Source organism: Streptomyces sp. NPDC058683, from assembly GCF_042716195.1.
In the GTDB taxonomy this organism is placed as follows: Bacteria; Actinomycetota; Actinomycetes; order Streptomycetales; family Streptomycetaceae; genus Streptomyces.
In genome coordinates, this window is sequence record NZ_JBHXSK010000007.1 from 229,809 (window position 1) to 255,965 (window position 26,157).

At 72.5% G+C, this 26,157-nt stretch carries 21 protein-coding genes; 11 read left to right on the forward strand and 10 right to left on the reverse strand.

Annotated features, from left to right (window positions below):
- Positions 1-83 precede the first annotated feature (83 nt).
- Positions 84-1,892: a prolyl oligopeptidase family serine peptidase gene (locus tag ACFWXC_RS10240; protein WP_384476055.1), complete on the forward strand. Its 1,809-nt coding sequence runs from the start codon at positions 84-86 to the stop codon at positions 1,890-1,892.
- 46 nt (positions 1,893-1,938) lie between these two features.
- Here the strand turns inward: ACFWXC_RS10240 and ACFWXC_RS10245 are convergent, their stop codons facing one another.
- Positions 1,939-3,816 carry an NAD-binding protein gene (locus tag ACFWXC_RS10245; RefSeq protein ID WP_384476143.1) on the reverse strand — a complete coding sequence of 626 codons (1,878 nt, stop codon included), beginning with the start codon at positions 3,814-3,816 and terminating at the stop codon, positions 1,939-1,941.
- A 171-nt stretch (positions 3,817-3,987) separates the two neighbouring features.
- Here ACFWXC_RS10245 and ACFWXC_RS10250 point away from each other — a divergent pair, with 171 nt between their 5' ends.
- Positions 3,988-5,031, forward strand: coding sequence for a permease (locus tag ACFWXC_RS10250; protein ID WP_384476057.1), 1,044 nt, complete (start codon positions 3,988-3,990; stop codon positions 5,029-5,031).
- Positions 5,028-5,765 (forward strand): TIGR03943 family putative permease subunit, encoded by a 738-nt coding sequence (locus tag ACFWXC_RS10255; protein ID WP_384476060.1) that lies wholly within the window; start codon positions 5,028-5,030, stop codon positions 5,763-5,765. The genes ACFWXC_RS10250 and ACFWXC_RS10255 overlap by 4 nt, the downstream gene beginning before the upstream one ends.
- 4 nt (positions 5,766-5,769) lie before the next feature.
- On the opposite strand, the gene ACFWXC_RS10260 is transcribed toward ACFWXC_RS10255, so the two are convergent.
- Positions 5,770-6,669: an alpha/beta hydrolase gene (locus ACFWXC_RS10260; RefSeq protein WP_384476063.1), complete on the reverse strand. Its 900-nt coding sequence runs from the start codon at positions 6,667-6,669 to the stop codon at positions 5,770-5,772.
- A 103-nt stretch (positions 6,670-6,772) separates the two neighbouring features.
- On the opposite strand from ACFWXC_RS10260, the gene ACFWXC_RS10265 reads away from it, so the two are divergent.
- A complete protein-coding gene (locus ACFWXC_RS10265; RefSeq protein ID WP_384476066.1) occupies positions 6,773-7,657 on the forward strand; it encodes a helix-turn-helix transcriptional regulator in 885 nt (294 codons plus the stop codon).
- 30 nt (positions 7,658-7,687) lie between these two features.
- Here ACFWXC_RS10265 and ACFWXC_RS10270 read toward each other — a convergent pair whose 3' ends face one another.
- From ACFWXC_RS10270 to ACFWXC_RS10285, 4 genes are all read right to left on the reverse strand, one after another.
- Entirely contained in the window at positions 7,688-8,929 is a 1,242-nt protein-coding gene (locus ACFWXC_RS10270; protein ID WP_384476069.1) for a cation:proton antiporter, read from the reverse strand.
- Positions 8,930-8,936: 7 nt separating this feature from the next.
- Positions 8,937-9,422 (reverse strand): TrkA C-terminal domain-containing protein, encoded by a 486-nt coding sequence (locus tag ACFWXC_RS10275; RefSeq protein ID WP_351740413.1) that lies wholly within the window; start codon positions 9,420-9,422, stop codon positions 8,937-8,939.
- A 203-nt stretch (positions 9,423-9,625) separates the two neighbouring features.
- On the reverse strand, positions 9,626-9,994 hold the full coding sequence (locus tag ACFWXC_RS10280) for a peptidoglycan-binding protein (protein WP_384476071.1): 369 nt from the start codon (positions 9,992-9,994) through the stop codon (positions 9,626-9,628).
- A gap of 303 nt (positions 9,995-10,297) precedes the next feature.
- Entirely contained in the window at positions 10,298-11,245 is a 948-nt protein-coding gene (locus ACFWXC_RS10285; RefSeq protein ID WP_384476074.1) for a sulfite exporter TauE/SafE family protein, read from the reverse strand.
- 225 nt (positions 11,246-11,470) lie between these two features.
- Between ACFWXC_RS10285 and ACFWXC_RS10290 the strand changes: the two genes are divergently transcribed.
- Both ACFWXC_RS10290 and ACFWXC_RS10295 read left to right on the forward strand, forming a co-directional pair.
- Positions 11,471-12,460, forward strand: coding sequence for an ATP-binding cassette domain-containing protein (locus ACFWXC_RS10290; RefSeq protein WP_384476077.1), 990 nt, complete (start codon positions 11,471-11,473; stop codon positions 12,458-12,460).
- A complete protein-coding gene (locus ACFWXC_RS10295) occupies positions 12,457-13,251 on the forward strand; it encodes an ABC transporter permease (protein WP_384476080.1) in 795 nt (264 codons plus the stop codon). Before ACFWXC_RS10290 ends, ACFWXC_RS10295 begins: the two co-directional genes overlap by 4 nt.
- Here ACFWXC_RS10295 and ACFWXC_RS10300 read toward each other — a convergent pair.
- Both ACFWXC_RS10300 and ACFWXC_RS10305 read right to left on the reverse strand, forming a co-directional pair.
- Positions 13,229-16,384 (reverse strand): ATP-binding protein, encoded by a 3,156-nt coding sequence (locus ACFWXC_RS10300; protein ID WP_384476083.1) that lies wholly within the window; start codon positions 16,382-16,384, stop codon positions 13,229-13,231. The genes ACFWXC_RS10295 and ACFWXC_RS10300 overlap by 23 nt on opposite strands.
- 142 nt (positions 16,385-16,526) lie before the next feature.
- A complete protein-coding gene (locus ACFWXC_RS10305; protein WP_384476086.1) occupies positions 16,527-17,366 on the reverse strand; it encodes a class I SAM-dependent methyltransferase in 840 nt (279 codons plus the stop codon).
- A gap of 278 nt (positions 17,367-17,644) precedes the next feature.
- On the opposite strand from ACFWXC_RS10305, the gene ACFWXC_RS10310 reads away from it, so the two are divergent.
- Together ACFWXC_RS10310 and ACFWXC_RS10315 are read left to right on the forward strand one after the other, a co-directional pair.
- Positions 17,645-17,899: a hypothetical protein gene (locus ACFWXC_RS10310; protein ID WP_384476089.1), complete on the forward strand. Its 255-nt coding sequence runs from the start codon at positions 17,645-17,647 to the stop codon at positions 17,897-17,899.
- Between the two features lie 610 nt (positions 17,900-18,509).
- Entirely contained in the window at positions 18,510-18,977 is a 468-nt protein-coding gene (locus tag ACFWXC_RS10315) for a hypothetical protein (protein ID WP_384476092.1), read from the forward strand.
- A gap of 318 nt (positions 18,978-19,295) precedes the next feature.
- Here the strand turns inward: ACFWXC_RS10315 and ACFWXC_RS10320 are convergent, their stop codons facing one another.
- Together ACFWXC_RS10320 and ACFWXC_RS10325 are read right to left on the reverse strand one after the other, a co-directional pair.
- A complete protein-coding gene (locus ACFWXC_RS10320) occupies positions 19,296-20,819 on the reverse strand; it encodes an esterase (protein WP_384476095.1) in 1,524 nt (507 codons plus the stop codon).
- Between the two features lie 250 nt (positions 20,820-21,069).
- Complete coding sequence (locus tag ACFWXC_RS10325) at positions 21,070-21,468, reverse strand: ArsR/SmtB family transcription factor (protein WP_384476097.1); 399 nt, start codon at positions 21,466-21,468, stop codon at positions 21,070-21,072.
- A 97-nt stretch (positions 21,469-21,565) separates the two neighbouring features.
- On the opposite strand from ACFWXC_RS10325, the gene ACFWXC_RS10330 reads away from it, so the two are divergent.
- From ACFWXC_RS10330 to ACFWXC_RS10340, 3 genes are all read left to right on the forward strand, one after another.
- Positions 21,566-23,554 (forward strand): heavy metal translocating P-type ATPase, encoded by a 1,989-nt coding sequence (locus ACFWXC_RS10330; protein WP_384476100.1) that lies wholly within the window; start codon positions 21,566-21,568, stop codon positions 23,552-23,554.
- A 139-nt stretch (positions 23,555-23,693) separates the two neighbouring features.
- Positions 23,694-24,791 carry a magnesium and cobalt transport protein CorA gene (locus tag ACFWXC_RS10335; RefSeq protein WP_384476103.1) on the forward strand — a complete coding sequence of 366 codons (1,098 nt, stop codon included), beginning with the start codon at positions 23,694-23,696 and terminating at the stop codon, positions 24,789-24,791.
- Positions 24,792-25,069: 278 nt separating this feature from the next.
- The gene (locus ACFWXC_RS10340; RefSeq protein WP_384476106.1) at positions 25,070-26,125 is read left to right on the forward strand and encodes a cation diffusion facilitator family transporter; all 1,056 of its coding nucleotides are present in this window, start codon (positions 25,070-25,072) and stop codon (positions 26,123-26,125) included.
- Positions 26,126-26,157: the final 32 nt, after the last annotated feature.

Genomic DNA, 26,157 nt, shown 5'->3' on the forward strand with positions numbered 1-26,157 from the left:
GCTCGCAAAGTTATCCACAGGCTGAGGACACCCGCCAGCGCATTGTGGGCGGAGGCGGGCACTATGGGGCCATGACTGCGGCCATGAGTGAGAGCGACATGCCGGACTGGGAGAAGCGCTTCCGCGCCCCTCGGGTCTCCCTTCCGGACTGGGCGGAGGACGCCCCCGACCGTTCCCTGTTCGTGTCGAACGCGACGGGGACGTATGAGCTGTACGCCTGGGACCGCGCGAGCGGGGAGCAGCGCCAGGCGACGAACCGGCCGAACGGCACGACGGACGGGCTGCTCTCCCCGGACGGCGCGTGGATCTGGTGGTTCGACGACAAGGACGGCGACGAGTTCGGCGTCTGGCGCCGCCAGCCCTTCGGCGGTGGCGCGGACGAGGAGGCGACGCCGGGCCTGGAGCCGTCGTACCCCTCGGGCCTGGCCCTGGGCCGGGACGGCCGTACGGCGGTCGTCGGCCGCTCCACGGACGACGAGGGTACGACGATCTACCTGGTCGAGGAGGGGAAGGCGCCGCTGGAGATCTACCGCCACGCCGAGTCGGCGGGCGTCGGCGACCTCTCCCACGACGGCTCGCTGATCGCGATCGAGCACACCGAGCACGGCGACGCGATGCACTCGGCGCTGCGCGTGCTGCGCCCGGACGCCACGCCGGTCGCCGAGCTGGACGACACCAGGGGCGGCACGGAGGAACTGGGCCTGGAGGTGCTGGGCTTCGCCCCGGTCGACGGCGACCCGCGGCTGCTCATCGGCCACCAGCGGCGCGGCCGCTGGGAACCGCTGGTCTGGGACGTCGTGACCGGCGAGCAGACGGACCTGACCCTCGACCTGCCGGGCGACGTGAGCGCCGAGTGGTATCCGGACGGCAGCGCGCTGCTGATCGCCCACAGCAACAAGGCCCGCAGCGAACTGTTCCGCTACGACCTGGCGACACACGAGCTGACCCCGATCCCGACCCCGGCGGGCTCGGTCTCCGGCGCCACGGCCCGCCCCGACGGAACCGTCGAGTACCTCTGGTCCTCCGCCGCCGAGCCGCCGGTGGTCCGCTCCACGACGGGCGAGGTGGTCCTGGACCCGCCGGGCATGAAGTGCCCCCCGTCCGTCCCGGTCTCGGACGCCTGGGTGGAGGGCCCCGGCGGCCGTATCCACGCGCTGATCCAGAAGCCGGCGGGAGCGGAGGGCCCGTTGCCGACCGTCTTCGACCTGCACGGCGGCCCGACCTGGCACGACAGCGACAGCTTCGCGGCGGGCCCGGCGGCCTGGGTGGACCACGGCTACGCGGTGGTCCGCATCAACTACCGGGGCTCCACGGGCTACGGCCGCGCCTGGACGGACGCGCTGAAGCACCGGGTCGGCCTGATCGAGCTGGAGGACGTGGCGGCGGTACGGGACTGGGCGGTCGAGTCCGGCCTGGCCGATCCCGACCGGCTGATCCTGACCGGCGGCTCCTGGGGCGGCTACCTGACCCTGCTCGGCCTGGGCACCCAGCCCGATTCCTGGGCGGTGGGCGTCGCGGTCGTCCCGGTCGCCGACTACGTCACGGCGTACCACGACGAGATGGAGGCACTGAAGGCGATGGACCGCACGCTGCTGGGCGGCACGCCGGAGGAGGTCCCGGACCGCTTCGCCGCGAGCTCACCCCTGACCTACGTGGACGACGTCAAGGCCCCGGTCTACATCTCGGCCGGCCTCAACGACCCCCGCTGCCCCATCCGCCAGATCGACAACTACGTCGCCCGTCTGGCAGCCCGCTCGGCCCCGCACGAGGTCTACCGCTACGACGCGGGCCACGGCTCCCTGGTGGTCGACGAACGGATCAAGCAGCTGAGACTGGAGATGGAGTTCGCGGAAACCCACCTCACGCCTACGGCGGCAGTACCGACGGACTGAGCCGGACCCACCGCCCCCACCACCGCAACCCGCCCACCCCCACCTCTCAACTGAGCGAGTCCGGTGGGTGGGCGGGCGGTACCCGGCGTCCGGACAACTCCGCCAGCCCCCGGCGAGTGACCGCGACCACCACCCGGTCCCCGGCCCGCAGCTGATAGTCCCCGGCAACCGGCCGGCCCTCGAGCGCCAGCACCCGCCACGCCCCCGCCCGGAACGCCCCGTCCACCGTCCGCCCCTCCAACTGCGGATGCCCGCCCACATCCACCGCCGCCACCAGCAGCACCTTCCGCTCCACCGGAATCGCCCCGAGAATCTGCCGCCCCAGCATCGCCCCCGCGAAGGACGGCGCCGCCAGATAGGACACACTCCGGCTCCGGGTGACCGCACGCGGATGCGCGGCCCGCAGCGTCCGGTACACGGCCGTCGCGAAGTCGTCGTCGTACAGCCGCAGCACGGCCTTCAGGTCCGGCCGTACCGCCCGCGCGTACAGCACGGCCTCCAGATTCGTCGTGTCCGCGCTGGTCACCGCGAGCAGCGCCTGCGCCCGATGGATCTTGGCGGCCTCCAGGACCCCCTCCTGGGTGACGTCCCCGAGCACCACCGGCACCCGCAGCCGCCGGGCCACCGCCAGCCCGCGCGCGTCCGGATCGGACTCGACGCACACCACGGGGACATGCAGTTCACGCAGCCGCGTCAGCACCCGCGTCCCGATCTTCCCCAGCCCGAGCAGCACCACATGCCCGCTCAGCCCCCGCGGCGGCTTCCGCAGAGCAGAAGCCGTCCGGAAGGTACCGAGCGCCTCGAGGACCGCCGCCAGCAGCACCGGCAGCAACAGCAACCCCATCAACCCGGAGAGCAGTTGAAGGATCTGCCGCCCGAGCGACTGCCCGATCGCGGGATCGTCGATGGCGAACAGATCGAGGAGCGTGTAGTAGAAGGCCCGTACCGGATGAATACCCGTCACCACCGACAGCGCGACCGCGAGCGCGACCACACACCCCACGACGCCGGCCAGCGACCACCGCAGCCGCCGCGAGAACAGCGAGACGAGCAGCGGTACGAACCCGAACCCGACCCCGACCCGGCGCCGGTCCTGCGCCGCCGCCGGGGACGAGGACACCTGCTCCAGCACCATCACGCCACGCTCACCCGCGGCCCGTACCTCCGCGTCGTCGGGCAGCAGCCGCGGTCCCTGCTCCCCGGTGCCCTCGGCCGGTTCGGGACCGTTGCTGTTCGCCGAGAACAGCGCCAGCGTGCACAGCCCCTGGTCGGCGTCCTGCCCGGCGAGGGCCCCCGGCGGCAGGTCCACGGCCCGCAGCACCAGCCCGTCCGTCTGGATGACCTTGCCGGTCCCGGCGAGCGCGGTGGCGGCGAGCGCGGGCGCGGCGGTGTCGGCGTCGGAGAGCACGGTCGTGGACGTGTCGCCGGCACCGCCGTCCGTGTCGCCGACCGCCAACACGGCGGCCTGGTCGAGGAGTTCCTCGATGTGCTGCCCCAGCCGCCGGTTGTACAGCCGCAGCACGAGCCGCAGCCGCGGGTTCAGCCGGCGGGCGGTGAGGGCGGCCCGGATGTTGGTCTCGTCGTCGTCGTACACGAGCGCGAGCGCGGCCGCCCGCTCCACGCCCGCCTCGGCGAGCACGGCCTCGGTGGCCTCGACGGCCTCCAGCACCCGCTCCCCGCGCGGGCCTTCACCGGCGACCGGGCCGGTACCGCCGTTGCCGTTGCCGTTGCCGTTGGCCCGTCCGACGGCGGCGCTGACCACCCGGTCGAGCAGCGCGGCCGAGGCGGCCCGGGCCCGTCCGACGACCGGCGGCCTGGCGATCCGTACGTTCGGCGGCACGACAAGGGTGACCTGCTCGCCGTACACGACACGCAACTCGGCCGCCAGCCGGTGCGCAAGCCCGTCGTCGCCGCAGACCACCATGTGCGCCGGGGCGCCACCACCTTGATACGGAACGCTCGCCACAAGGGAAAAGACTGCCTCAACGGGACGCATGGTTCCAGCAACGAAGTGAACAGCCGCCCCGGACCGCCCGTAGGGAAGGAGAGGGAGCATAATCCCGGATCTGACCGAAGTGCCGGAGGTATCCCACCCGTGGCCATCACCGAGAAAGCCGCCCCGCCCGGCGTCGCGCCCGAGGACGGGACCCCCGGCGCCGACGCCACCCCCGACCCGCCCGACCGCGAGGGCTGGCACCTCAGCTCCCCCCTGGCCCTGACCCTGCTCCTCCTCCTGGTCGTGGTGTTCCAGGGCCCGGTGCGCGGCGCGCTGTCGACGCCGGTGATGCAGAGCTGGATGACGGTGTTCGTGGCGGTGGTCGTCCAGGCGCTCCCGTTCCTCGTCCTCGGCGTGCTGCTCTCGGCGGCGATCGCGGTCTTCGTGCCCCCGTCCTTCTTCGCCCGGGCCCTGCCCGGCCGCCCCGCCCTGGCCGTCCCGGTCGCGGGGCTGGCCGGCGCCGTACTGCCGGGCTGCGAGTGCGCGTCCGTCCCGGTGGCCGGCGCCCTGGTCCGCCGGGGCGTCACCCCGGCCGCGGCCATCGCCTTCCTGCTCTCCGCCCCCGCGATCAACCCGATCGTGCTGACGGCGACGGCGGTGGCGTTCCCGCGCAACCCCGAGATGGTGCTGGCGCGGTTCGCCGGCAGCCTGCTTGTGGCGTGCGGGATGGGCTGGCTGTGGCAGCGCCTCGGCCGTACCGACTGGCTGCGCCTGCCGGCGCACGCGCACCACGAGGGCGAGACCAAGGCGGAGGCGTTCTGGGACTCGGTCCGCCACGACACCGTGCACGCGGGCGGCTTCCTGGTCCTCGGCGCGATGGCGGCGGCGACGCTGAAGGCGGTGGCCCCGGCGGAGTGGCTGCGGACGGCCGCCGCCAACCCGGCGATCGCGATCCTCGCCCTGTCGATCCTGGCCGTACTCCTCTCCATCTGCTCGGAGGCGGACGCGTTCGTGGCGGCCTCCCTCACCCAGTTCTCGCTCACCGCGAAGCTGGCGTTCCTGATCGTGGGCCCGATGATCGACCTCAAACTCTTCGCGATGCAGGCGGGCACCTTCGGCCGCGGCTTCGCTCTGCGTTTCGCCCCGGCCACCTTCGTCGCGGCGATCGGCGGCGCGGTCCTGACCGGGGCGGTGCTGCTGTGAACCGGCAGGCCCAGGCGGCGATGATGTTCCTGGTGGGGGCCGCCCTGCTGCACGCGGGCGCCACCGACCTCTATCTGCGCTACGTGAAAGCGGGCCTGCGCCCGCTGCTGCTGGCGGCGGGCGCGGTCCTGATCGTCTCGGCCCTGGCGACGGCGTGGTACGAGTGGCGCCGCAGCCGCCGTCGTACCGCTTCCACCGCTACTTCCACCGCTTCGGACCACAGCCACCCCGAACCCCGGATCTCCTGGCTCCTGGTCCTCCCCCTCCTGGCCCTGATCCTCATCGCGCCGCCTGCGCTCGGCTCCTACAGCGCCCTGCGCGCGGGCACGGCCCTGCAACAGCCGTACGGCTACACGAAGTTGCCGACCGGAGACCCGATACCGCTCGCCCTGGTCGATTACGCGGGCCGGGCGGTGTACGACCACGGCCGTTCGCTCGACGGCCACAGTGTCCGCATCTCCGGGTTCGTGGCCGTGGACACCGCCGGCACCCCCTACCTGGTCCGTATGGCCCTCAACTGCTGTGCGGCGGACGCCCAGCCGGTGAAGGTGGCCCTGACGGGCAGGATCCCCCCGGTCCTCCAGCCGGACGCCTGGCTCCAGGTGACGGGCACGTACACCGCCCGGCAGACCCGCGACCCGGTGAACGGCGGCCCGATCCCGTTCCTGGAGGTCACCGAGGCCAAGCCGATCCCGACGCCGGCCGACCCGTACGACGAGACCTGGAACAACTGAGGGATCAGCGGAAGAAGCCGGCCAGCTTCTCGACCGCCGGGGTGACGTACGCGTCCCTGTCGTAGAGGTCGACGTGGGTCGCGCCGTCGATCCAGAACAGTTCCTTGGGACCGGAGACCCGCTGGAAGGCTGCCACGCTCATCCAGGAGGTCACCGCCTCCCGTCCGGCGATCATGAGCAGCGGGCGCGGGCCGAGCAGGTCGAGGGAGCGGAAGGCGTCGAAGGACGCGATGCGGTCGACGCTGTTCCAGGTCAGGGTCTCGGCCGAGCGGGGGTGGTGGGCGCGGGGCGTGCGGTAGTACTCCCATCCCGCGTGCACGTGCTCCCCGCCGGCCAGCGCCTCCTCCTCGGTGGCGGGGAAGAGCGGGAAGCTCCCCACCCCCTCGCCCCGGGCCTCGGCGGTGCGCGCCGCGGCTGCCGCCGCCAGCATGCCCTGGAGGACGGCGGGATCCTGGGCCCCGTCGGCGCCGTTGCGGAACTGGCGGGCGATGTCGACGGCGCTGACGGTGGCGACGGCCCTGATCCGCGGGTCGGTCGCGGCGGCGGCCAGCGCGTACCCGCCGGAGGCGCAGATGCCGAGCGCCGAGACGTGGCCGGGGTCGGCCTCCTCCCGGGTGGTGAGGAAGGAGACGGCGGCCTTGAGGTCCTCGACCCGCTGGGCGGGATCCTCCAGACCCCGTGGCTCGCCCTCGCTCTCGCCCTGGTGGGCGGCGTCGAAGGCCAGGGTGACGAAGCCGTGCTCGGCGAGCCGCCGCGCGTACAGCCCGGCGGCCTGCTCCTTCACTCCCGTGCCGGGGTGCCCGACGACGACGGCGGGACGCGGTCCGGCGGTGGCCTCGTCGGGAAGGTACAGATGGCCGGAGATCTTCAGTCCGGCGCTGGGGAAGGTGATGTCCGTTCTCATGCCCTCCACGTTCGCCCCGCCCGGACCGCCGCTACCAGGGAGGACTCTGCCTATGCACTCCAGTACCAGGCACGGGGCGACCGACCGGGCGGACACTGGACCCATGACCAGCAGCCCCGGTGCCGCCGCCTCCGACAACGAACTGGGCGAGTTCCTGCGCGCCCGCCGCGCCGCCCTCGCCCCGCGGCGGGCGGGCCTTGCGGACGACGGCCGGCTGCGCCGCGTACCGGGCCTGCGCCGCGAGGAACTCGCCCAGCTGGCGCACGTGAGCATCGACTACGTGGTCCGCCTGGAGCAGGGCCGCACCCGCAGGGTCTCCCGCCCGGTCCTGGACGCCCTGGCCGACGCCCTCCAACTCGCCCCGGACGAACGGGACCACCTCTTCACCCTCGCCGAGACGGCCCCCACGCGTCCGGCCCGCCGGCCGGGCCCGCCGGAGGTCGCCCCGCACCTGCGCCACCTCCTGTCCACCATGCCCGACGTCCCGGCGATGGTCCTCGACCGCCGCATGGACGTACTGGCCTGGAACGGCGCGGCCGCCGCCCTGCTGACCGACTTCACGGCGGTGCCCCCGCCCGAACGCAACCTGATCCGTCTGACCTTCCTGGACGAGACCTTCCGCGCCCTGTACGCGGACTGGCCGCGCGCGGCCCGCGAATGCGTGGCGGTCCTCCGCATGCAGGCGGGCCGGACCCCGCACGACCCCGCGCTGACCGCCCTGATCGCCGAACTGACCGCCCAGGACCGGGACTTCCGGACCTGGTGGTCCAGCCATCAGGTCCGCGGCCCCCGCCAGCTGACGAAGACCTACCGCCACCCCGTGGCGGGCCCGCTCACCCTCGACGTCCACCAGTTCTCCGTGGACACCCACCCCGACCAGCAGTTGATCGCCTACACCGCGGAACCCGACTCCGCGTCGTACGAGGCACTGCGCTTCCTGCTCCAGTGGTCGGCGACGCAGCCGACGCAGCCGACCCGGAACGGCTGAAGGCAGTCCGGTGGTCCGCGCCGGTCCTGTTCAGGCCCGGCCGACCGTGTCCTGCTCTTCCGCGCCGGCCGGGACGGGGACCGCGCCCTCGGCCGGAAGGGGCTCCGCCGTCCCGGTCCCGCGGGTGAGGCGGCGGGCCAGGGGTTCGGTGTAGCGGGCGGTGAGGGGGCCGATGACGACGAGGATCAGGACGTAGGCCGTGGCCAGGGGGCCCAGGGAGGGTTCGATGCCGGAGGTGACGGCGAGGCCCGCGATGACGATGGAGAACTCGCCGCGGGCGACCAGGGTGCCGCCGGCCCGCCAGCGGCCCTTGGCGGAGATCCCGGCGCGCTTCGCGGCCCAGTAGCCGGTGGCGATCTTCGTCAGCGCGGTGACCACCGCCAGGGCGAGCGCGGGCACCAGGACCGGAGGAATGCTCGCCGGATCGGTGTGCAGGCCGAAGAAGACGAAGAAGACGGCGGCGAACAGGTCACGCAGGGGAGCGAGCAGGTGGTGGGCGCCCTCCGCGACCTCGCCGGAGAGCGCTATGCCCACCAGGAACGCGCCGACGGCGGCGGACACCTGGAGCTGCTGCGCGATCCCCGCGACCAGCAGGGTCAGACCCAGCACCACAAGGAGCAGCTTCTCCGAGTCGTCGCTGGAGACGAACCGGGAGATGTGCCTGCCGTAGCGCACCGCCACCACCAGCACCAGCCCCGCCACCCCGAGGGCGATCGCCAGCGTGAGGCTGCCCGCGGCCAGGCCGGCACCGGCGAGCAGCGCGGTGACGATCGGCAGGTAGACGGCCATGGACAGGTCTTCGAGCACCAGGATGCTCAGTATCACCGGGGTCTCCCGGTTGCCGAGCCGCCCGAGGTCGCCGAGGACCTTGGCGATGACGCCGGACGACGAGATCCAGGTGACGCCGGCCAGCACCACGGCCGCCACCGGGCCCCAGCCCAGCAGCAGGGCCATGGCCGCGCCGGGCAGCGCGTTGAGCGCGGCGTCGACCAGGCCCGCCGGGTACTGCGTCTTGAGGTTGGAGACGAGATCGCTGGCCGTGTACTCCAGGCCGAGCATGAGCAGCAGCAGGACGACACCGATCTCGGCGCCGATCGCGACGAACTCCTCGCTCGTGCCGAGCGGATAGATCCCGCCGTTGCCGAAGGCGAGCCCGGCCAGCAGGTAGAGGGGTATGGGCGAGAACCGGAAGCGTCCGGCGAGCCGGCCGAGCAGGCCCAGGCCGAGGATGATCGCCCCGAACTCGATCAGGAAGACGGCGGAGTCGTGCACGGTGGCCTCACTCCCGCCCGAGTATGGAGGCGGCCGCGTCGACGCCCTCGCGGGTGCCGATCACGATGAGCGTGTCCCCGCCGGCGAGCCGGAAGTCGGGCGTGGGGGAGGGGACCGCCTCGGCGCGGCGCAGCACGGCGACGATGGAGACCCCGGTCTCGGTACGCATCCGGGTCTCGCCGAGGAGCCGGCCGTTCCAGTACGACGTCGCGCCCAGCTCGATCCGCTCGGCCACCAGCCCCAGATCGGTCGTGGAGAGCAGGTTCGGGCTGTGGTGCGTCGGCATCAGCGCGTCGATGAGCGCGTCCGTCTCGCCCGAGGACAGCCGCACCGACAGGGCACAGGCGTCGGGGTCGTCCTGGTGGTAGGCGCTCAGGATCCGCGAACCGTCCCGGTGCGCGACCACGGACAGCCTGCGCTGCTCCCGCGTGGTGAGGTCGTAACGGACCCCGATTCCCGGCAACGGCGTCCTGCTCAGGCGTGGAGCCCCCAAGGCTGTCTCCCCTGTCTCGTCGATCTCGTTCCGCTGTCCCTTTGCGATTCCTTTAACCAACACCCTAACGGCCGACCGGACGACACCGACGAACGGTTCGGGGAGGGACGGAGGGCGAGAGGGGCAGGGAGGGGCAGGGAGAGAGGTCGAGGGCAGGGGCCGGAGCAGGGCGGTGCGTGGCCCGGGTGGGGGCCGGGTGGCCGTCAGCTCGGGTACGGGGCGTAACAGTCCAGGGCCGGGTGGTACAGGACCTGCCAGGTGCGGCCCTCGATCACGCCGCTCTCCGGGAGGCCGTGGCAGACCTGGATCCACTCGATCTTCTTCAGCGTGCGGGTGCCGTAGAACCCGTCGGCTGTCAGTTGGGGTGGCTCGCCGCCCCAGGCGTTGCTGAGGCACTGGGCCTGCTGGACCGCCGCGCCGGTGTCGCCGTACGTGAGGGTGGGCCGGACGCCCGACGACACGTAGGAACAGTGGTGCTCGGGGGCGGCCGCGGCGGTGTGGGGCACCGCCAGGCCCAGTGCGGCGGCCGCGCTCAGTGCCGCGGCCGAGGTGAGCAGTCGGTTCCGTCGCATGCGCGCTCCTTCAAGGCCGGCTCATGCCATGGTCGCGCGGGGGCGGGGATCTCCGCGACTTGGACTCGCGGTCGAAGGAGGGAGAACGGAAGCGGAAGAGGGTGGTGGCGGCCGAGCTCCCCCGCTCGCGCGGTTGTGCCGGCCGTCCCGCTCGCTCCGGTCGGCGCAGGCGCAGCACCTCGCGGATCGTGGCGAACAGGTCGGTCTGCCGGGCGGGGCGGACTCCAGCAGGACGATCTGGCTCGTGTGGCCGTGGTCCGCGGTGGTGACGACCAGCCGGAGTCCCGGAAACGTCACGTCCGGCTACGAGCCGCCGCTCGCGCCCACCGTCTCGGCTGCCGTCTCGTCTGCGGTTTCGGCTGCAGGCCCGGCCGACGTCCGGGGGTGCGCGGTACGGCGGTCGCGCATGCTGACGATCCCGCCGAGCAGTGCCATCCCCAGGCAGCCGAGCACGATGACGGTGGACGACGCCTTCAGCATCGACAGGCCCGACCCGGTCAGCAGGACGACCAGCGCCCAGCGGACCGCGCCTCCGGCCACCCGGCTGGAGACGACGGAGCCGAGCAGGACGCCCGGGACGGCGCCGATCAGGAGGGTCGCCGCGAGCCCCAGGTCGGCGTCGCCGACGAGCAGGTGGCCCAGGGCCGCGGCCGCCACCATGGGGATGGCCTGCACCAGGTCCGTACCGACGAGATGGTTCGCCTTGAGACGCGGGTGGGCCAGCATCAGCATCACGACGATCAGGGAGCCCGAGCCGACCGAGGTCATCCCGACGATCACCCCGCCCACCAGCCCGATGAGCGGCGTCGCCACCGGCCGTACCGGAACATGGGCGTCCTCGGCGTCGTCCTCGGTGGCGGCGCGGCGGCGGTCGAGCCACAGGCGGGCGAGCATGCCGACGACGGCGAGCATCAGCGCCGTACCGACGACGTACTTGACGCGTTGTTGCAGGTCGTCGCCGTCGCCGAGGGCGCGGAGCAGGAAGACGCCGCCGAAGGCGGCCGGGACCGCGGTGGGCAGCAGCCGGCGCACGATGTCCCAGCGCACGGTGCCGGCGCGCTGGTGCACCAGCGCGCCGAACGGCTTCATGAACACGGACGCGGCCAGGTCGCTGCCGATGGCCGCCGTCGGGTTCACCCCGAACACCATGACCATGATCGGGGTCATGAGGGCTCCGCCGCCCATGCCGGTGAGACCCACGGCGAAGCCGACCAGGGCTCCCGCGATGATGATCGGGCCGGTGGAATCCATGGGGCGGACCTTAACCACCATTCCTATGGGAAAGGTATGGAACGGTGTGTTCCACTTCCCCGGGGCTGTCCGCCGAAACCGACCGCCCAAACCGAGTGCTGAAACCGGCGATCGCCGAAGCCGTCCGCCGAAGCCGATCGCCGAAACCGTCCGCTGAAACCGACCCTCCCGCGCTGAAACCCGGCTGAAGCCGTGCTGAACCGCCGTGGCCGCAAGCTCTGCGGCATGACGACGACAGACAGCGAACTGGCCATCGAGGCCACCGGGTTGCACAAGGCCTACGGGGACAAGACCGTCCTCGACGGCATCGACATCCGGGTACCGGCCGGCACGATCTTCTCCCTCCTCGGACCGAACGGCGCCGGCAAGACCACGGCGGTCAACATCCTCTCCACCCTGATCTCCGCCGACGCCGGCCAGGCCCGGATCGCCGGTCACGACGTCACCGCCGAGGCCCAGTCGGTACGGGCGGCCATCGGGGTCACCGGACAGTTCTCCGCCGTGGACGGCCTGATCACCGGCGAGGAGAACATGCTCCTCATGGCCGACCTGCACCACCTCTCCAAGAGCGAGGGACGGCGGGTCACCGCCGAACTGCTGGAGCGCTTCGACCTCACCGAGGCCGCGAAGAAGGCCGCGTCCACCTACTCCGGCGGCATGAAGCGCCGCCTCGACATCGCCATGACCCTGGTCGGCAGCCCGCGGATCATCTTCCTCGACGAGCCGACCACCGGCCTCGACCCGCGCTCCCGCCACACCATGTGGCAGATCATCCGCGAACTGGTCTCCGGCGGGACCACCGTCTTCCTCACCACCCAGTACCTGGACGAGGCCGACCAGCTCGCCGACCGCATCGCGGTGCTCAACGGCGGCAAGCTCGTCGCCGAGGGCACCGCCGAGGAACTCAAGCGGCTCGTCCCGGGCGGCCACGTACGGCTGCGGTTCTCCGACCCGGTGGCCTACGAGCAGGCGGCCACCGCGCTGCGCGAGACCACCCGCGACGACGAGGCGCTCGCCCTGCAGATCCCCAGCGGCGGCACCCAGCGCGAACTGCGCGCCATCCTCGACTGGCTCGACGCGGCCGGTATCGAGGCCGACGAACTCTCCGTCCACACCCCCGACCTGGACGACGTGTTCTTCGCCCTGACGGGCAACCCCGCGGCCGCCGCCGCCACCGACACCGCCGACAACACCGCCAAGGAGACCGTCCGATGAGCACCGGGTCCTACGCCTTCCGCGACAACCTCACCATGCTGCGGCGCAACCTCCTGCACGCCCGCCGCTACCCCTCCCTCACCCTGAACCTCCTGCTCACCCCGGTCATCCTGCTGCTCCTGTTCGTCTACGTCTTCGGCAACGTGATGAGCGCCGGCATCACCGGCGGCCACGCCGACCGGTCCGAGTACGTCGCCTACCTCGTCCCCGGCATCCTCTTCCTGACCGTGGCGATGACCTCACTCGGCACCGCGGTGTCCGTGTGCACGGACATGACCGAGGGCATCATGGCCCGGTTCCGCACCATGGCGATCTCCCGGGCCTCCGTGCTGGTCGGCCACGTGATCGGCAGCGTGATCCAGACGATGATGGCCCTGGTGCTGGTCCTCGGCATCGGACTGGCCATCGGCTTCCGGCCCGACGCGTCGCCGGTGGAGTGGCTCGCGGCGGCCGGCCTGATGGCCCTGGTCAGCCTCGCGCTGACCTGGCTCGCGGTCGGCATCGGCCTGATCAGCCCCAACCCCGAGGGGGCCAGCAACATCGGGACGCCGCTGGTCATGCTGCCGTTCCTGTCCAGCGCGTTCGTGCCGGTGGACGCCATGCCGGGCTGGTTCCGCTGGTTCGCCGAGTACCAGCCCTTCTCGCCCTTCATCGAGACCCTGCGCGGTCTGCTGCTGGGCAGCGAGATCGGTACGAAGAACGCCGTGCTGGCCGTCGGCTGGGGCCTGGGGCTGACCGTGCTGGGCTACCTGTGGTCCAGGGCGCGGTTCACCCGCGAGCCCCGGCAGTGAGCTCGTGCAGGGCCACGACCCGCAGTTGATCCCGCCCCAGGGCCGCGTACTCCGACCTCGCGTCGGCGTACGCGGCCCGGTCCGCGTTCTCGGCCGCTGCCCGGGAGCGGGCCAGGGACAGGGTGGGGAACTCCCGTACCACCGGCATCCGTTCGGACAGTGCCAGCAGCCGTACGGCCGCCGGATCGCCCTGGGCCAGCCGGGCGTGTCCCAGTGCCAGCAACAGCGTGCCGTACACCGGGAGTTCCACCGGGGACCCGTCGGCCGGTGAACCGTCGGCCGGGCCACCGGACAGCAGTCCGTGCAGGTACGCCCCCAACTCCTCGGTGAGCGCGGCGACCGGATCCGGCCGGCCGTGCTGCGCGTGCGCGGCCACCGCCGCCGACTGCAGCTGAAGGACCCAGGAGTCCACGAAGGGATCGTCGGCGAACAGGGCCCCGGCCTCCCGTACCCGCTCCGCGGCCCGGCGCCACAGCCCGAGCCCGACCTCGGTCAGTCCCCGGGCCAGCGCGATCTCCGCCCTGGCCGGCAGCTCGGGGCTGTATACCTGGTCCGACTCCGGCGGCTGGTCCGCGGCGGCGAGGCCCAGCCAGTACTCGGCCTCGTCGATCTCGCCCTTGTGCAGACTGGCCAGCACCAGCCCCCAGCGGATGCCGAGGGTGTCCGAGCCGTCGCCGAACGCGTCGAGCGCGGTCAGCGCGGCACGCAGATGGTCGTGCGCCTCCGCGCCCCGCTCGGACTGCAGGCACAGCTCGCTGACCCGGCCGTGGCTGAGCAGGTGCATGGCCGGGTTGTTCAGCGGGGCGAGCGCGTCGAGCATCCGGCGGGCGCTCTCCAGGGCCCGCTCCGTGTCGTGCCCGGCCTCCCAGACGTAGCTGGCGACGGCCGAGGCGATACCCGCCAGCATCGGCTCGTCGGCCTCGCACAACTGCTGGAGCAGCGCGAACTCCGGCGGCCGCATGTCCGGCACGGCGCACAGCACGACGGACAGGGCCCGCAGCACGGTGTCCGGCTGGGCGGGCGGCAGCCGGCGCAGGGTCACCAACTGGCGTACGGCGCGCGGGCCGTGGCCCATGAAGAGACTCGCCGCGCACACCGCCGCCGCGCTGCGGGCCGGTTCCACGTCCTCCGGGTTCTCGGGCCGGAAGTGGGAGAGGGGGCCCGCGGTGTCGACGGCCAGCGAGGCCAGCCGGCCGTAGTGGGAGCCCGTGGACCACAGGGAGGACAGTACGGCGGTGACGCCCGCGGTGGTGGGTCCGTCGGCGCGGGCCAGCGCGTACCGCAGGGCCAGGACGAGGTTGTCCTGCTCGGTGCGGATACGGCTCCAGGCGGGCCCCGGACGGTGGCTGAACAGCAGGTCGTGGTGGGCCCGCCCGAACTCCCGGGCCCAGACCAGGAACCGGCCGGTCACCGCCTCCTCCTCGCCGGCCTCGGCGCGCCGGGCGGCACCGAACTCCCGCAGCGTCTCCAGCATGTGGAAACGCACCCCGGACGGGCTGTCACCCACCTTGAGCAGGGACTGGCCGGCCAGTTGCTCCAGCAGGGCCAGCGTGTCCCCGCCCTCGTCGAGCAGGTACTCGGCGGCCTCCTCGGTGAAACCGCCGGGGAACACCGACAGGGCGCGCAGCGCGGCCCGGCCGTCGGCCTCCAGGAGGTTCCAGCTCCACTCGACCACGGCGCGCAGGGTGCGATGCCGCTCGGGCGCGTCCCGGGCGCCACCGCGCAGCAGCGCGAAACGGTCCTGCAGCCGGCGCGCGATGTCCGCCACGGACAGCACCCGCACGCGGGCCGCGGCCAGCTCCACGGCCAGCGGCAGCCCGTCCAGGTGCCGGCAGATCTCGGCCACCCGGTCGGCGGGCAGCTCCACGCCGGGCCGCGCGGCCCGCGCCCGCTGCCCGAACAGCTCGACCGACGTCGCCGGCGAGAGCTCCGGCAGGGCGTACACGGACTCCGAGGTCAGCCCCAGCGGAGCCCGGCTGGTGACCAGCACCCGCAGCTCCTTCGACCGCGAGACCAGTGCCTGTACGAGACCGGCGGCACCGGCGATCACCTGCTCGCAGTTGTCCAGCACCAGCAGCGCGGGTCCCGTGCCCAGCGCGGCGACGATGCCGCTCACCGCGTCCCCGCCCCCGCTGAACCGCCCGCCCTCCCCGGCACCGACGGCCGAGGCCACCTCGCCCTCCACGTCGTCGTCGGCGAGGACACCGGCGAGGGTGACGAAGTACACGACGGGCTGCTCGGCGGCCCGGCTCACCGCGTGGGAGAGCCGGGTCTTGCCGAGACCGCCGGGACCGACGACGCTCACCACCCGGGACGTGCGCAGCAACCCGCCCACGGCGGCGACATCCGCGTCCCGCCCCACCAGGGGGTTCGGCTCGTGCGGCACCCCGTGCCGGACCCTCGGCACGTCCGCCCGCACCAGCTCCTGGTACACCGATCTGATCCCGGGCCCCGGATCGGTCCCCAGCTCGTCCCGCAGCCGGCGGCGGTAGGCGTCGTACCGGGTCAGTGCCGCGGCCCGCCCGGCGGTCGTGGCCTCGCACCGCAGCAGTTCCGCCAGCAGCTCCTCGTCCCGCGGCAGCTCCCGGGCCAGTGCGGCGAGCGGCGCCGCGGCCTCCGCCCGCCGGTCCAGCCGGGCGAGTGCGAGCGCCCGGGCCCGGACCAGCGCGCGATGCGCCCGGATGCGCGCGGTGCGCAGCGCCACCACCGGGTCGTGCAGGTCCTCGCCCGCACCGGCGCCCACGCTTCCGTCCCAGAGCGCCAGCCCGGCCTCGGCCTGCGCCAGGGCGCCTTCGTGGTCCCCGGCCCGCGCCCGCTCGGCACTGCCCGCCTCGTGCAGCAGCAGGGCGGAACTGTCGACCTGCGTCTCGTCCAGCGCCAGCCGGTACCCCGTCGGCGTACTCACGATCAGCTCGGCACCCAGCTGCGACCTGAGCCGCGACACCAGAATCTGCACGGCCTTGCCGGGCCGCTCGGGCAGCTCCTCCGCCCACAGCCCCTCCACCAGCCGACCGGTGCTGCAGCCGCCGCGCAGATCCTCCGCGAGCAACGCCAGCAGCCCGCGCAGCCGGGGCGCGGTGATCTCCCGTCCGCGACAGACGACTCGGGGAAGCAGGGTCAGCTCGGTGGTCACCCGTGCAGAGTAGCCAGCGGATGACCGCCGCGGCCCCCGTCGAAGGCCGCGAAGACGACCTCCTGACGCCGGTCACCATTTTTGGGTTCGCTTGCGACCGGATGGCCACGCGACACATGCCCCGGCGCCACCCGGGCGGCCGTCATCCCCCTCGGCCGCCCTTCGACGGGCGCTGTGCGGAGACGACGTAGTAGTCCAGCAGTCCGTCGCGATAGGCAGGCAGGAAGTTCCGCGGCCACTGCACGGGCAGGTCGATGCCGGACAGGAAATGATCCAGGCCCGCCCAGACATGATCACCGATCGACTCGGCTCGTACGTCGGCCAGCCCGACGGCGTCCAGGGCGTCGACCAGGGAGACGAGCGGGTGGGCCACATCCAGCCCGGTGGCGAAGCTGTCCAGCCGGGCGGCCAGCTCCCCGCCCGCGGCCTCGGCACCGACGGGCAGGAAGAAGCTGGTGACGGCGAGCCGGCCGCCGGGCCGCAGCACACGCGCGGCCTCACCGCAGAACGCGGACAGGTCACGGAAGTGCTGGGCGGCCTCGACGGAGTACAGACACCCGAACCGGCCGTCCTCGAACGGCATCTCCTCCGCCGCCCCATGAGCGAACCGAAGCCGGCCGGGCGCCCGGTCGAGCAGTTCGGCGTTGGCCCGCCGCGCCCGCTCCAACTGCTCGGGATGAACGTCCAGTCCGGTCACGGAGGCGAACCCGAACTCGTCCAGCGCGAGTACGGCGCCGAGCCCGAGCCCGCAGCCGACCTCGACGGCACGGTCGTCCGCCCCGTCGAGCGTGCCCAGCACACGACGGTAGAGATTCCGCTGACTGCGTACCCGGTCCTCGGTGGTCAGGGGCCGGTCGAGCGGAATCCCGTCCCAGTGGCCGAAGTTGATGAACCCGCCCGCGAACGCCGGTGCGGAGCTGAGGTCCTGGGGCCCGTAGACGGCACGCACGGAAGGCGCGACGTCGTAGCGGATACCGTCCACACGATCTCCCTGTCCACGATGAGAGTGCTCGGCCTCTGGAACGCATCGTGCCCCTGCCCGGTCACGGCGACCAGACCCCCGACCCGCCCACGGCCGGTCCGGCCGCGCCCGACGGCTGCGGCACCCGGCGAGCCGGGAGGAAGTCATGTCGACCGATTGGCCCTCAGAACCCCCGTATGGCTTCCCCGATGAGCGCTGGGCGGGATGTCGATCTAGCCTCCGAAATGAGCGCTGAATTGATCTTTTGATGGTGCGCTCTACTCGCCCAAGGAGGAGAAATGAACAGTTTTCGCAAGGTAGCCGTAGCGGCCGCCATCATAAGCGGTGTCAGCCTCGTGGCCATCAGCCCTGCCAACGCTCAGGCTGCGGCGCACATGGGGGGCGGCGGCGGGTGCAAGTCCCACGACCTGAACATCGACATCCTCGGTGAGGTGGGCATCCTCAACGGCCTGGGCGGAAACCTGATCAACGGCGAAGGCAGCCCAGGCGCGCAGATCACTGACATCGGTTCCGACTGCGATCACGGCTGGTAGCAGCCTCGCTCGTTTTCGCCTAGAAATAGATGTCAAAGGCCCCGAGCCGTGACGGCGACTTCCAGGGGCTGCCGCAGACGCTTGGCTGGGATCTCCCAGCCGAGCGTCTCGCGTAATTCGACCTCGAACCGGTCGACCATGACCCACCGCCTCGCCGTCTCGACCGGCCGCACGGACGCAGCCCTCGGACCGGCGATCCCGGCAGCGCCGGCAGTGGCAGGGCGCCGCCGCCCGGAACGCGCGCTCGCAGCCGTCGCAGGTCTGGAAGGACAGGACGGCCGGGCGTGCCGTGGTCCGGTCCTCGCCCCTGGCTGCCGCCGGTACCGCGTATCCGTGGTTCCCCGGGGACTGAGGCCGCAGGTTGGCTCGGCCCCCTCAGCCGACGACAGTCGGTCATGACGGCGGGTGCGCCGAGGCCATGTCCCCTGAGGTGGCGTAGCCGAACACGGTGGCAAAGCCCCAGTTCACGACCGGAATTCGGGCCCCCGAAGCCACCCTCGGACTGCAAAGCGTGGCGGAACGCGATTCGTGGGAAGCTCACGTCCGCCGCACCCGAAGGCTGTTCGAACTCACCAAGTACCTTCCGGCACAGGCGTGTTGGAATGCCTCTATGGCCACTTCCGCTGACGGAACCACTCACCTGAGTACGGACGAGCCCGAGCACCGCCTGCGTGCCGAGATCGAGCGACTGCGAGACGAGGCGACGCGCCAGAGGTCACTCGCCCACCGCCGGGCCGAGTTCTGGACCAAGATGGACATCGCCCTCGGTTTCCCCGCGGCCTTGCTCGCCGGTACGGCCGGAACGGCAGGACTGGCCTCCGCGGACGCGCGCGTTCCCGCCGCCATCGCCGCTCTGACCTCCGCCGGGTTCGCGGCGGGAGCGGGCTTCCTGCGCAGCGACACCAGGCGCCGCGCCAACAAGCGCGCCCGGCACGCATGGGCCTCGGTCGAGGCCAGGGCCACGGTGGCACTGACCCAGGAGCACGTGACCCCCGAGATCCTCGGCAACCTGCTGGAGTGCCGCCAGGCTGCGCTGGCCGCCTACGACGGCGAGGAGCCCCGGCCGGGAGCGTCGTGATCCGCAGCCCTTCGACCACCGCCCCCTGCCGAAGAACTCGGAGCGGATGACCTGGCAGACACGGCTGCCGACGCGTAGTCGCGGCGGCAGAGCGACGCCTCAGGTTGCTCGGATCCACGGCCTTACGGCCGTCGCCGGAACCGGCCTCCCCGATGCCGATCGGCCGTCGGCAAGCCACTCGACACGACCGGCGTCCGCCGCGCCTTCCGTCAGTTCCTCCTCGTGGACACGGTGGCCTCCCGGAAACGCGGTGCGGGAGGCCACCTCATCACAAGGGTGTCGGATCAGGTTCGGGGTTGGATCGAGCGACCGCCCCCGCTACGGGGCCAGGGTCTCGCCGAAGCGGGCGTCGGGCACGGGGGCGCTCAGGGCGCCGCCGTCGAAGGACCAGGATCCGGTTCCGGCGGGGCCGTTGCTCGTGCCGGGGAAGACCCAGACGGCGCCGTCGTCGGTGTTCTCGCCGGGTGCGGAGGCGATCAGCTCGGCCTTGCCGTCCTTGTTGGCGTCGATGAGCCGAAGGCCGCCGCCGAACCAGTCGCCGTCCTCGTTGTCCCCGGGCACGGACGGCGTGCTCTGGCTGTAGCTGACGAGGCCTCGCGGGGTGAGTCCGTTGGCCGTACCGCGCACCACCCATGCCGTGCCCGGGTCGGTGAGGCTGTTGATGTCGTTGCCCGGTGCGCCGATCGCGGCGTCGGCGTAGCCGTCGCCGTTCACGTCCGCCACGGTGACGGCACCGCCGAAGCGGTCACCGATCTTGTCGTCGCCGGAGGCGCCGATGGTCGTCTGGTCGAAGTGCTGGTCGGCGTCCGGACCGCTCAGGCCGCCGGGCCCGCCGAGGAAGACGTCGACGGTGCCGCCGTCGACCAGGACTTCGTTCTGGTCGTCACGGTCGGTCGGGGAACCGAAGACCACGTCGGGGTAGCCGTCGTTGTTGATGTCGCCGGTGGCGCCCACCGGGCCGCCGCGCAGCCCGCGGCCGTACGTCAGCCCGTCGGGGCCGCCGCGAAGGTAGCTGGCCGCACCGAACGTCGCGACGGGATTCAGCGATTCCGTGTCGGTGAAGGTGCCCAGCAGGACCACGTCGTCGGAGCCGCTGTTGTCGTAGTCGCCGGAGGTGAGGCCAGTGGGGGTGAAGTCCTCCGCCCACTTCCAGTCCATGGGAGTGGCCTGGAAGGTGCGGGTGCCGTCGGCGCCGGCCTCGAAGTCGTAGGTCTGCAGAGCCTTGCCGGTCAGGAGGGCCAGTTCGGTGCCGGAGCCGTGGAAGCGGCCGGTGGTCAGGCCCAGTCCGAAGTGTCCGCGCGCCGTCGGTGCGCTGTCCTGCAGCAGGAGGGCGCCGGTGGCCTGCAGTCCGTTCGCGGAGCCCCACAGGACGACCGCCGCCCCCGCGTCGGCGGTGGTCCCGACGTCCTTGCCGGGCATGTCGACGACGAGATCGGCGTAGCCGTCGCCGTCCAGGTCTCCGGAAGCGGTGGTCCGTCCGAAGCCGTCGCCGCTCTGGGCGAGACCCGGTACGCCGGGAGTGCTCAGGCTGAACGTCGCCCGGTGGGAGGTGGACAGGCCGCTCGCGGATCCGTACAGCACGGCGACGTAGCCGGCGCCCTTCTGGGCGCTGACGGTGCCGCCGGGGGCGGAGATCACGGCATCGGGGTAGCCGTCGCCGTTGAAGTCGTCATGGGCCGCCTGCGCGGCCACGGGAGCGGGAGCGGCGGTCGCCGGAGCGGCCGTCGCGGTGATCGTGGCGCCGATCGTCAGTAGTACGGTCGCCGCAGCCGGCCCGGACAGCAGGTTCGCTCGGCTGCGGAAGGTTCTGGACGTTGTCGTGGTGGAACGCGTACTGCGCACTTCGTGGCTCCTGAGATCTCGGCACGGCCGGTCGGGACGGAGTCTCGGGCGTACGGCGGGGGCCCGTTCTTCGCCGCCGCGGTGTTGGACCGGAGACCGGGCCCAAGGGTTGTGCCCGGTCATGCACCAAGAACCAGGAACGGGGCCTCACCCGACTCGCACCCGCAGGGTGCGCACGCGAGAGACCGCCGCCGTCCTCGTCGCCCTCGTCTGCCTGGTCTTCCACAAGAGGCGCCGGCTGTGACCCGTGTCAGTGCGGGACGTCCACGGCGATCTCGCCGGCCTCGTCCCTGTCGGAGGTGTCGCTCATGCCGAGGCGCAGGTGTTCGATGTGGTAAACGGCCTGGTCGAGGAGTTCGGCGACGTGGTTGTCGTAGAGCGCGTAGATCACCGAACGGCCCTGGCGTCGGCCGACGACCAGGCCGAGGTTGCGCAGCAGCCGCAACTGGTGGGAGCAGGCCGACTGCTCCATGCCGACTTCGGCGGCGAGTTCCGTGGCCGGGCACGGGCCCTCCCTGAGGCGGGAGAGGATCAGCAGCCGGGACGGGGTGGCGAGGGCCTGGAGGGTGGTCGCCACCCGGGCGGCGCTGTCGGCGTCCAGGCGGGTGCGCGGCACGGCGTTCTTCGCGGGAGCAGCTCCATGGCCCATGGGAGCCATCATACAAGTGAAGCTTGAAAAGGTATTCATATGTACCTGTATGGTGGATGGGTAAGTGCCTCCTGCCCTGCCGAAGGGTTCTTTCGTCATGCCCTCCACCCTGACCGGGCGGCCCGCGCCTGCCGCGACCGCGCGCCCCGAGGCCGCCCCACGGCGGCGGACCCGGGTGTTCGCGCTGCCCGAGGCCCGCTGGGCCGCCGCGGCCACGGTGCTGTTCCTGCTCGCCCTGCCGCTGCAGCTGACCGGCGGGCCCGCCTGGGCCTGGGGTTCGCTGTACGCGCTCGCCTACGCCGCCGGCGGCTGGGAGCCCGCGCTCGCCGGGCTCCGGGCGCTGAGGGAGAAGACCCTCGACGTCGACCTGCTGATGATCGTGGCCGCCCTGGGTGCGGCGGCCGTGGGCCAGGCGATGGACGGCGCCCTGCTGATCGTCATCTTCGCGACCTCCGGCGCGCTGGAGGCGCTGGCCACCGCGCGCACCGCCGACTCGGTGCGCGGCCTGCTCGACCTGGCCCCGGCCCGGGTCACCCGGCTGACATCGGACGGTTCCGAACAGGTCCTTTCCGCCGCGGAGTTGGCGGTCGGCGACACCATCCTCGTACGGCCCGGCGAGCGCGTCGGCGCCGACGGCCGCGTTCTGGACGGCGCGAGCGAGGTCGACCAGGCCACCATCACCGGCGAGCCGCTGCCCCTCGCGAAGGAACGGGGAGACGAGGTGTTCGCCGGCACCCTCAATGGCACCGGCGCCCTGCGCGTCCGGGTCGAGCGCGACGCCTCGGACTCGGTGATCGCCCGCATCGTGCAGATGGTCGAGGAAGCCTCCGAGACCAAGGCGCCCACGCAGTTGTTCATCGAGAAGGTCGAACAGCGCTACTCGCTCGGCATGGTGGCGGCCACGCTCGCCGTGTTCGCGGTGCCGCTCGCCTTCGGCGCCGCGCTGACCGGGTCGCTGCTGCGGGCCATGACCTTCATGATCGTCGCCTCGCCGTGCGCGGTGGTGCTGGCGACCATGCCGCCGCTGCTGTCGGCGATCGCGAACGCCGGACGGCACGGCGTGCTGGTGAAGTCCGCGGTGGTGATGGAGCGCCTCGGCCAGGTCGACGCGGTCGCCCTGGACAAGACGGGCACCCTCACCGAGGGCACCCCGCGAGTCACCGGCATCCGCCCGCTGTCCGGTTCCGGACTCACCGACGACGAGCTGCTGGTGCTCGCCGCGGCCGCCGAGCACCCCAGCGAGCACCCGCTGGCCCGCGCCGTCGTGGACGCCGCCCGCACCCGCGGTCTCACCCTGCCCGTCGCCGAGGACTTCACGTCCACCCCAGGCGTCGGAGTGACCGCGGCCGTCGGCGGCCGCAAGGTCGCCGTCGGCGCCCCCGCTCGGCTGCCGGCCGACGTCGAGGGCCCGCAGGCCGCCCGCGCCATGGCGGTGGCCTCCGGACTGGAGGACGGCGGACGCACCGCGGTACTGGTGCTGGTCGACGGTGTCCCGGCCGGGGTGCTGGGCATCGCCGACCGGCTACGGCCGGACGCCGCCGCCACCGTGACCTCCCTCACCGCGCTCACCGGCACCGCTCCGATGCTGGTGACCGGCGACAACCCGCGCGCCGCGGCCCGCCTGGCCGCCGAGGTCGGCATCACCGACGTCCGCGCCGGGCTGCTGCCCCAGGACAAGGTGACAGCGGTCCGGGAGCAGGAGCGGGCCGGCCGCAAGGTGCTCGTGGTCGGCGACGGGGTCAACGACGCGCCCGCCCTGGCCGCCGCCCACACCGGCCTCGCGATGGGCCGGGCCGGCTCCGACCTGGCTCTGGAGACCGCCGACGCGGTTGTCGTCCGCGACGAACTGGCCACCGTTCCAGCCGTGGTGGCCCTCTCCCGCCGGGCCCGCCGCCTGGTGGTGCAGAACCTGGTCATCGCCGGCGTGTTCATCTCCGGCCTGGTCGTCTGGGACCTCGTCGGCACCCTGCCGCTGCCGCTGGGCGTCCTGGGCCACGAGGGCTCGACCGTCGTCGTCGGCCTCAACGGGCTGCGCCTGCTGCGCGAGGCGGCCTGGACCAGGGCCCGCGCGGAGGACGGCCGGTGACCCGCGCTCGGTCTGGTCAACGACCCCGACCGAGCACGGCCGGGGCGTCGTCGAGCCCCCTCTCCCGGCTCTCACCTGGCCGTTCACCGTCCCCTGGCACACTGTCCGGATCCGCCGGTCCGGTGAAGGAGAACCTCGCATGTCGATGGTCGGCAACCTGCGCAAAGTGGCCCGCCTGACCCGGCGGAACCGCCACCGCGTGGACCTCAGCCACCCGGCCCGCTCCCCGCTCGGTTCGTCCGTGGTCAACTGCGTCATCTACCGCGACGGCATCCGCCAGCCCGGCGCGGACACCGTCGAGGAGGCGGTCCGGCGGGTGCGCAGGCGTGGCCACGGCTTCGTGTGGCTGGGCCTGCACGAGCCGACCGGGACCGAGTTCGCCCGCGTCGCCGAACTCTTCGACCTGCACCCGCTCGCCGTCGAGGACGCCGTGGTGGCACATCAGCGGCCCAAGCTGGAGAGTTACGGCGACGTCCTGTTCGCCGTCTTCAAGACCGTCACCTATGTCGAGCACGAGCAACTGACCGCCACCAGCGAGGTCGTCGACACCGGCGAGATCATGGTCTTCTCCGGCCCCGACTTCGTCGTCACCGTCCGCCACGGCCGGCACGGCTCCCTCGGCCCGCTGCGTGAGGACCTGGAAGCCGAGCCGGAGCAGCTGGCCAAGGGCCCTTCGGCCGTCCTGCACGCCATCGCCGACCACGTCGTCGACGACTACGTGAGCGTCGCCGACGCGGTCCAGAACGACATCGACGCCGTCGAGTCCGAGGTCTTCTCCCCGCAGGGTGCGAGGACGGCGGACGCCGGTCGCATCTACCAGCTCAAGCGCGAACTCCTGGAACTCAAGCGGGCCGTGGTCCCCCTGGCGCGCCCCCTGGAGACGCTCTGGACCAAGCCGCCGCGCACCGTCGACCCCGCGATACGGGCCTACTTCCGCGACGTCGCCGACCACCTCGCCCGCGTCACCGAGCAGATCACCAGCTTCGACGCCCTGCTCGACTCCATCCTCCAGGCCCGCCTCGCCCAGGTCGCCGTCGCCCAGAACGAGGACGCCCGCAAGATCACCGCCTGGGCCGCGATCATCGCCGTCCCCACCATGGTGTGCGGCCTCTACGGCATGAACTTCGACCACATGCCCGAACTCCACTGGACCTTCGGCTACCCCCTCGTCCTCGGCGTCATCGCCACCGCCTGCCTCCTCCTCCACCGCAACTTCAAACGCAACGGCTGGCTGTGAACAGCGGGTTTCGCCGGTGAGACCGGATCCACATCCCGTTCGGAAGCCCTCCGCCGCCGTGCCCCCGACCTGCGCGAGGCCGCACTGACCGCCTGGCCGACCGGCATACCCGTGTGACGGCGATCGTTGGCGACCGGCTCACCGAGCCATCCACATTTCCGCAGGTCGGAAGGCCATTAACGGACATGACAACGGTCACCGGTGCAGCCTTTGGTGATTCGCAGGTGCCTGGGTTTCACTGCGAGCAAGGCACCCGTCGCAAGGGGGAAGACGTCAGCATGAGCGATCACGGCCACGACCACGAGCATGGTCCGGGGCACGCACATGGCTCAGGACACGGCGCGGGCGGACACGCCGGCCACTCCCACGGCGTCTCTGCGGACGCCGACCGCCGCTGGCTGGCCATCGCCCTCACCCTCATCATCGCGTTCATGGCGGTCGAGGTCGTCGTCGGCATCGTCGCCGGTTCGCTGGCCCTGATCTCCGACGCGGCGCACATGCTCACCGACGCCGCCTCGATCGTCCTCGCGCTGATCGCGATGCGGCTTGCCGCCCGACCGGCCAAGGGCGGCTTCACGTACGGCCTCAAGCGCGCCGAGATCCTCTCCGCCCAGGCCAACGGGCTGACCCTGCTCCTGCTCGGAGTGTGGTTGGCCTACGAGGCCGTACGCCGTCTGATCAACCCGCCGGAGGTCGAGGGCGGCCTGATGCTCGCCACCGCGCTCGCCGGCATCGCCGTGAACGTGGCCGCGACCTGGTGCCTGTCCAAGGCCAACCGGTCGTCGCTCAACGTCGAGGGCACCTACCAGCACATCCTCAACGACCTGTTCGCCTTCATCGGCACCGCGATCGCCGCCCTGATCGTCGTCCTGACCGGCTTCGCCCGCGCCGACGCCATCGCCACCCTCGTGGTGGTCGCCCTGATGGTGAAGGCCGGCTACGGGCTGCTGCGCGAGTCCGGCCGTATCTTCCTGGAAGCGGCACCGGCCCACGTCGACCCGGACGCCCTGGGCGACAAGCTGGTCGCCGAGCCGGAGGTCGTCGAGGTCCACGACCTGCACGTCTGGCAGATCACCTCCGGCCAGGACGCCCTGTCCGCGCACATCCTGGTCGAGCCCGGCGGCGACTGCCACGCCGTCCGCCGCGACCTGGAGGAGTTGCTGCGGCACGACCACGGCATCACCCACACCACCCTCCAGGTCGACCACGCCCCGGCTCCGGCACTGCCGGGTGCCCTGCCCGGCGACCGCGACCTGCTGCCCCTGGAAGACGCCGACGGGCACTGCGAGGAGTCACACGGCCCGGTCCACCGGGACGAGCCGCACGAACACTGAACCACGGCGTCGGAGTACAGGATTCCCTGAAT

Bases quoted from the DNA above. Each gene is read 5' to 3' on its own strand.
- ACFWXC_RS10240 (WP_384476055.1), top strand. From the start codon at position 84: ATGAGTGAGAGCGACATGCCGGACTGGGAGAAGCGCTTCCGCGCCCCT.
- ACFWXC_RS10245 (WP_384476143.1), bottom strand. From the start codon at position 3,816: ATGGTGGTCTGCGGCGACGACGGGCTTGCGCACCGGCTGGCGGCCGAG.
- ACFWXC_RS10260 (WP_384476063.1), bottom strand. From the start codon at position 6,669: ATGAGAACGGACATCACCTTCCCCAGCGCCGGACTGAAGATCTCCGGC.
- ACFWXC_RS10265 (WP_384476066.1), top strand. From the start codon at position 6,773: ATGACCAGCAGCCCCGGTGCCGCCGCCTCCGACAACGAACTGGGCGAG.
- ACFWXC_RS10280 (WP_384476071.1), bottom strand. From the start codon at position 9,994: ATGCGACGGAACCGACTGCTCACCTCGGCCGCGGCACTGAGCGCGGCC.
- ACFWXC_RS10285 (WP_384476074.1), bottom strand. From the start codon at position 11,245: ATGGATTCCACCGGCCCGATCATCATCGCGGGAGCCCTGGTCGGCTTC.
- ACFWXC_RS10290 (WP_384476077.1), top strand. From the start codon at position 11,471: ATGACGACGACAGACAGCGAACTGGCCATCGAGGCCACCGGGTTGCAC.
- ACFWXC_RS10295 (WP_384476080.1), top strand. From the start codon at position 12,457: ATGAGCACCGGGTCCTACGCCTTCCGCGACAACCTCACCATGCTGCGG.
- ACFWXC_RS10310 (WP_384476089.1), top strand. From the start codon at position 17,645: ATGAACAGTTTTCGCAAGGTAGCCGTAGCGGCCGCCATCATAAGCGGT.
- ACFWXC_RS10315 (WP_384476092.1), top strand. From the start codon at position 18,510: ATGGCCACTTCCGCTGACGGAACCACTCACCTGAGTACGGACGAGCCC.
- ACFWXC_RS10325 (WP_384476097.1), bottom strand. From the start codon at position 21,468: ATGGGCCATGGAGCTGCTCCCGCGAAGAACGCCGTGCCGCGCACCCGC.
- ACFWXC_RS10330 (WP_384476100.1), top strand. From the start codon at position 21,566: ATGCCCTCCACCCTGACCGGGCGGCCCGCGCCTGCCGCGACCGCGCGC.
- ACFWXC_RS10335 (WP_384476103.1), top strand. From the start codon at position 23,694: ATGTCGATGGTCGGCAACCTGCGCAAAGTGGCCCGCCTGACCCGGCGG.
- ACFWXC_RS10340 (WP_384476106.1), top strand. From the start codon at position 25,070: ATGAGCGATCACGGCCACGACCACGAGCATGGTCCGGGGCACGCACAT.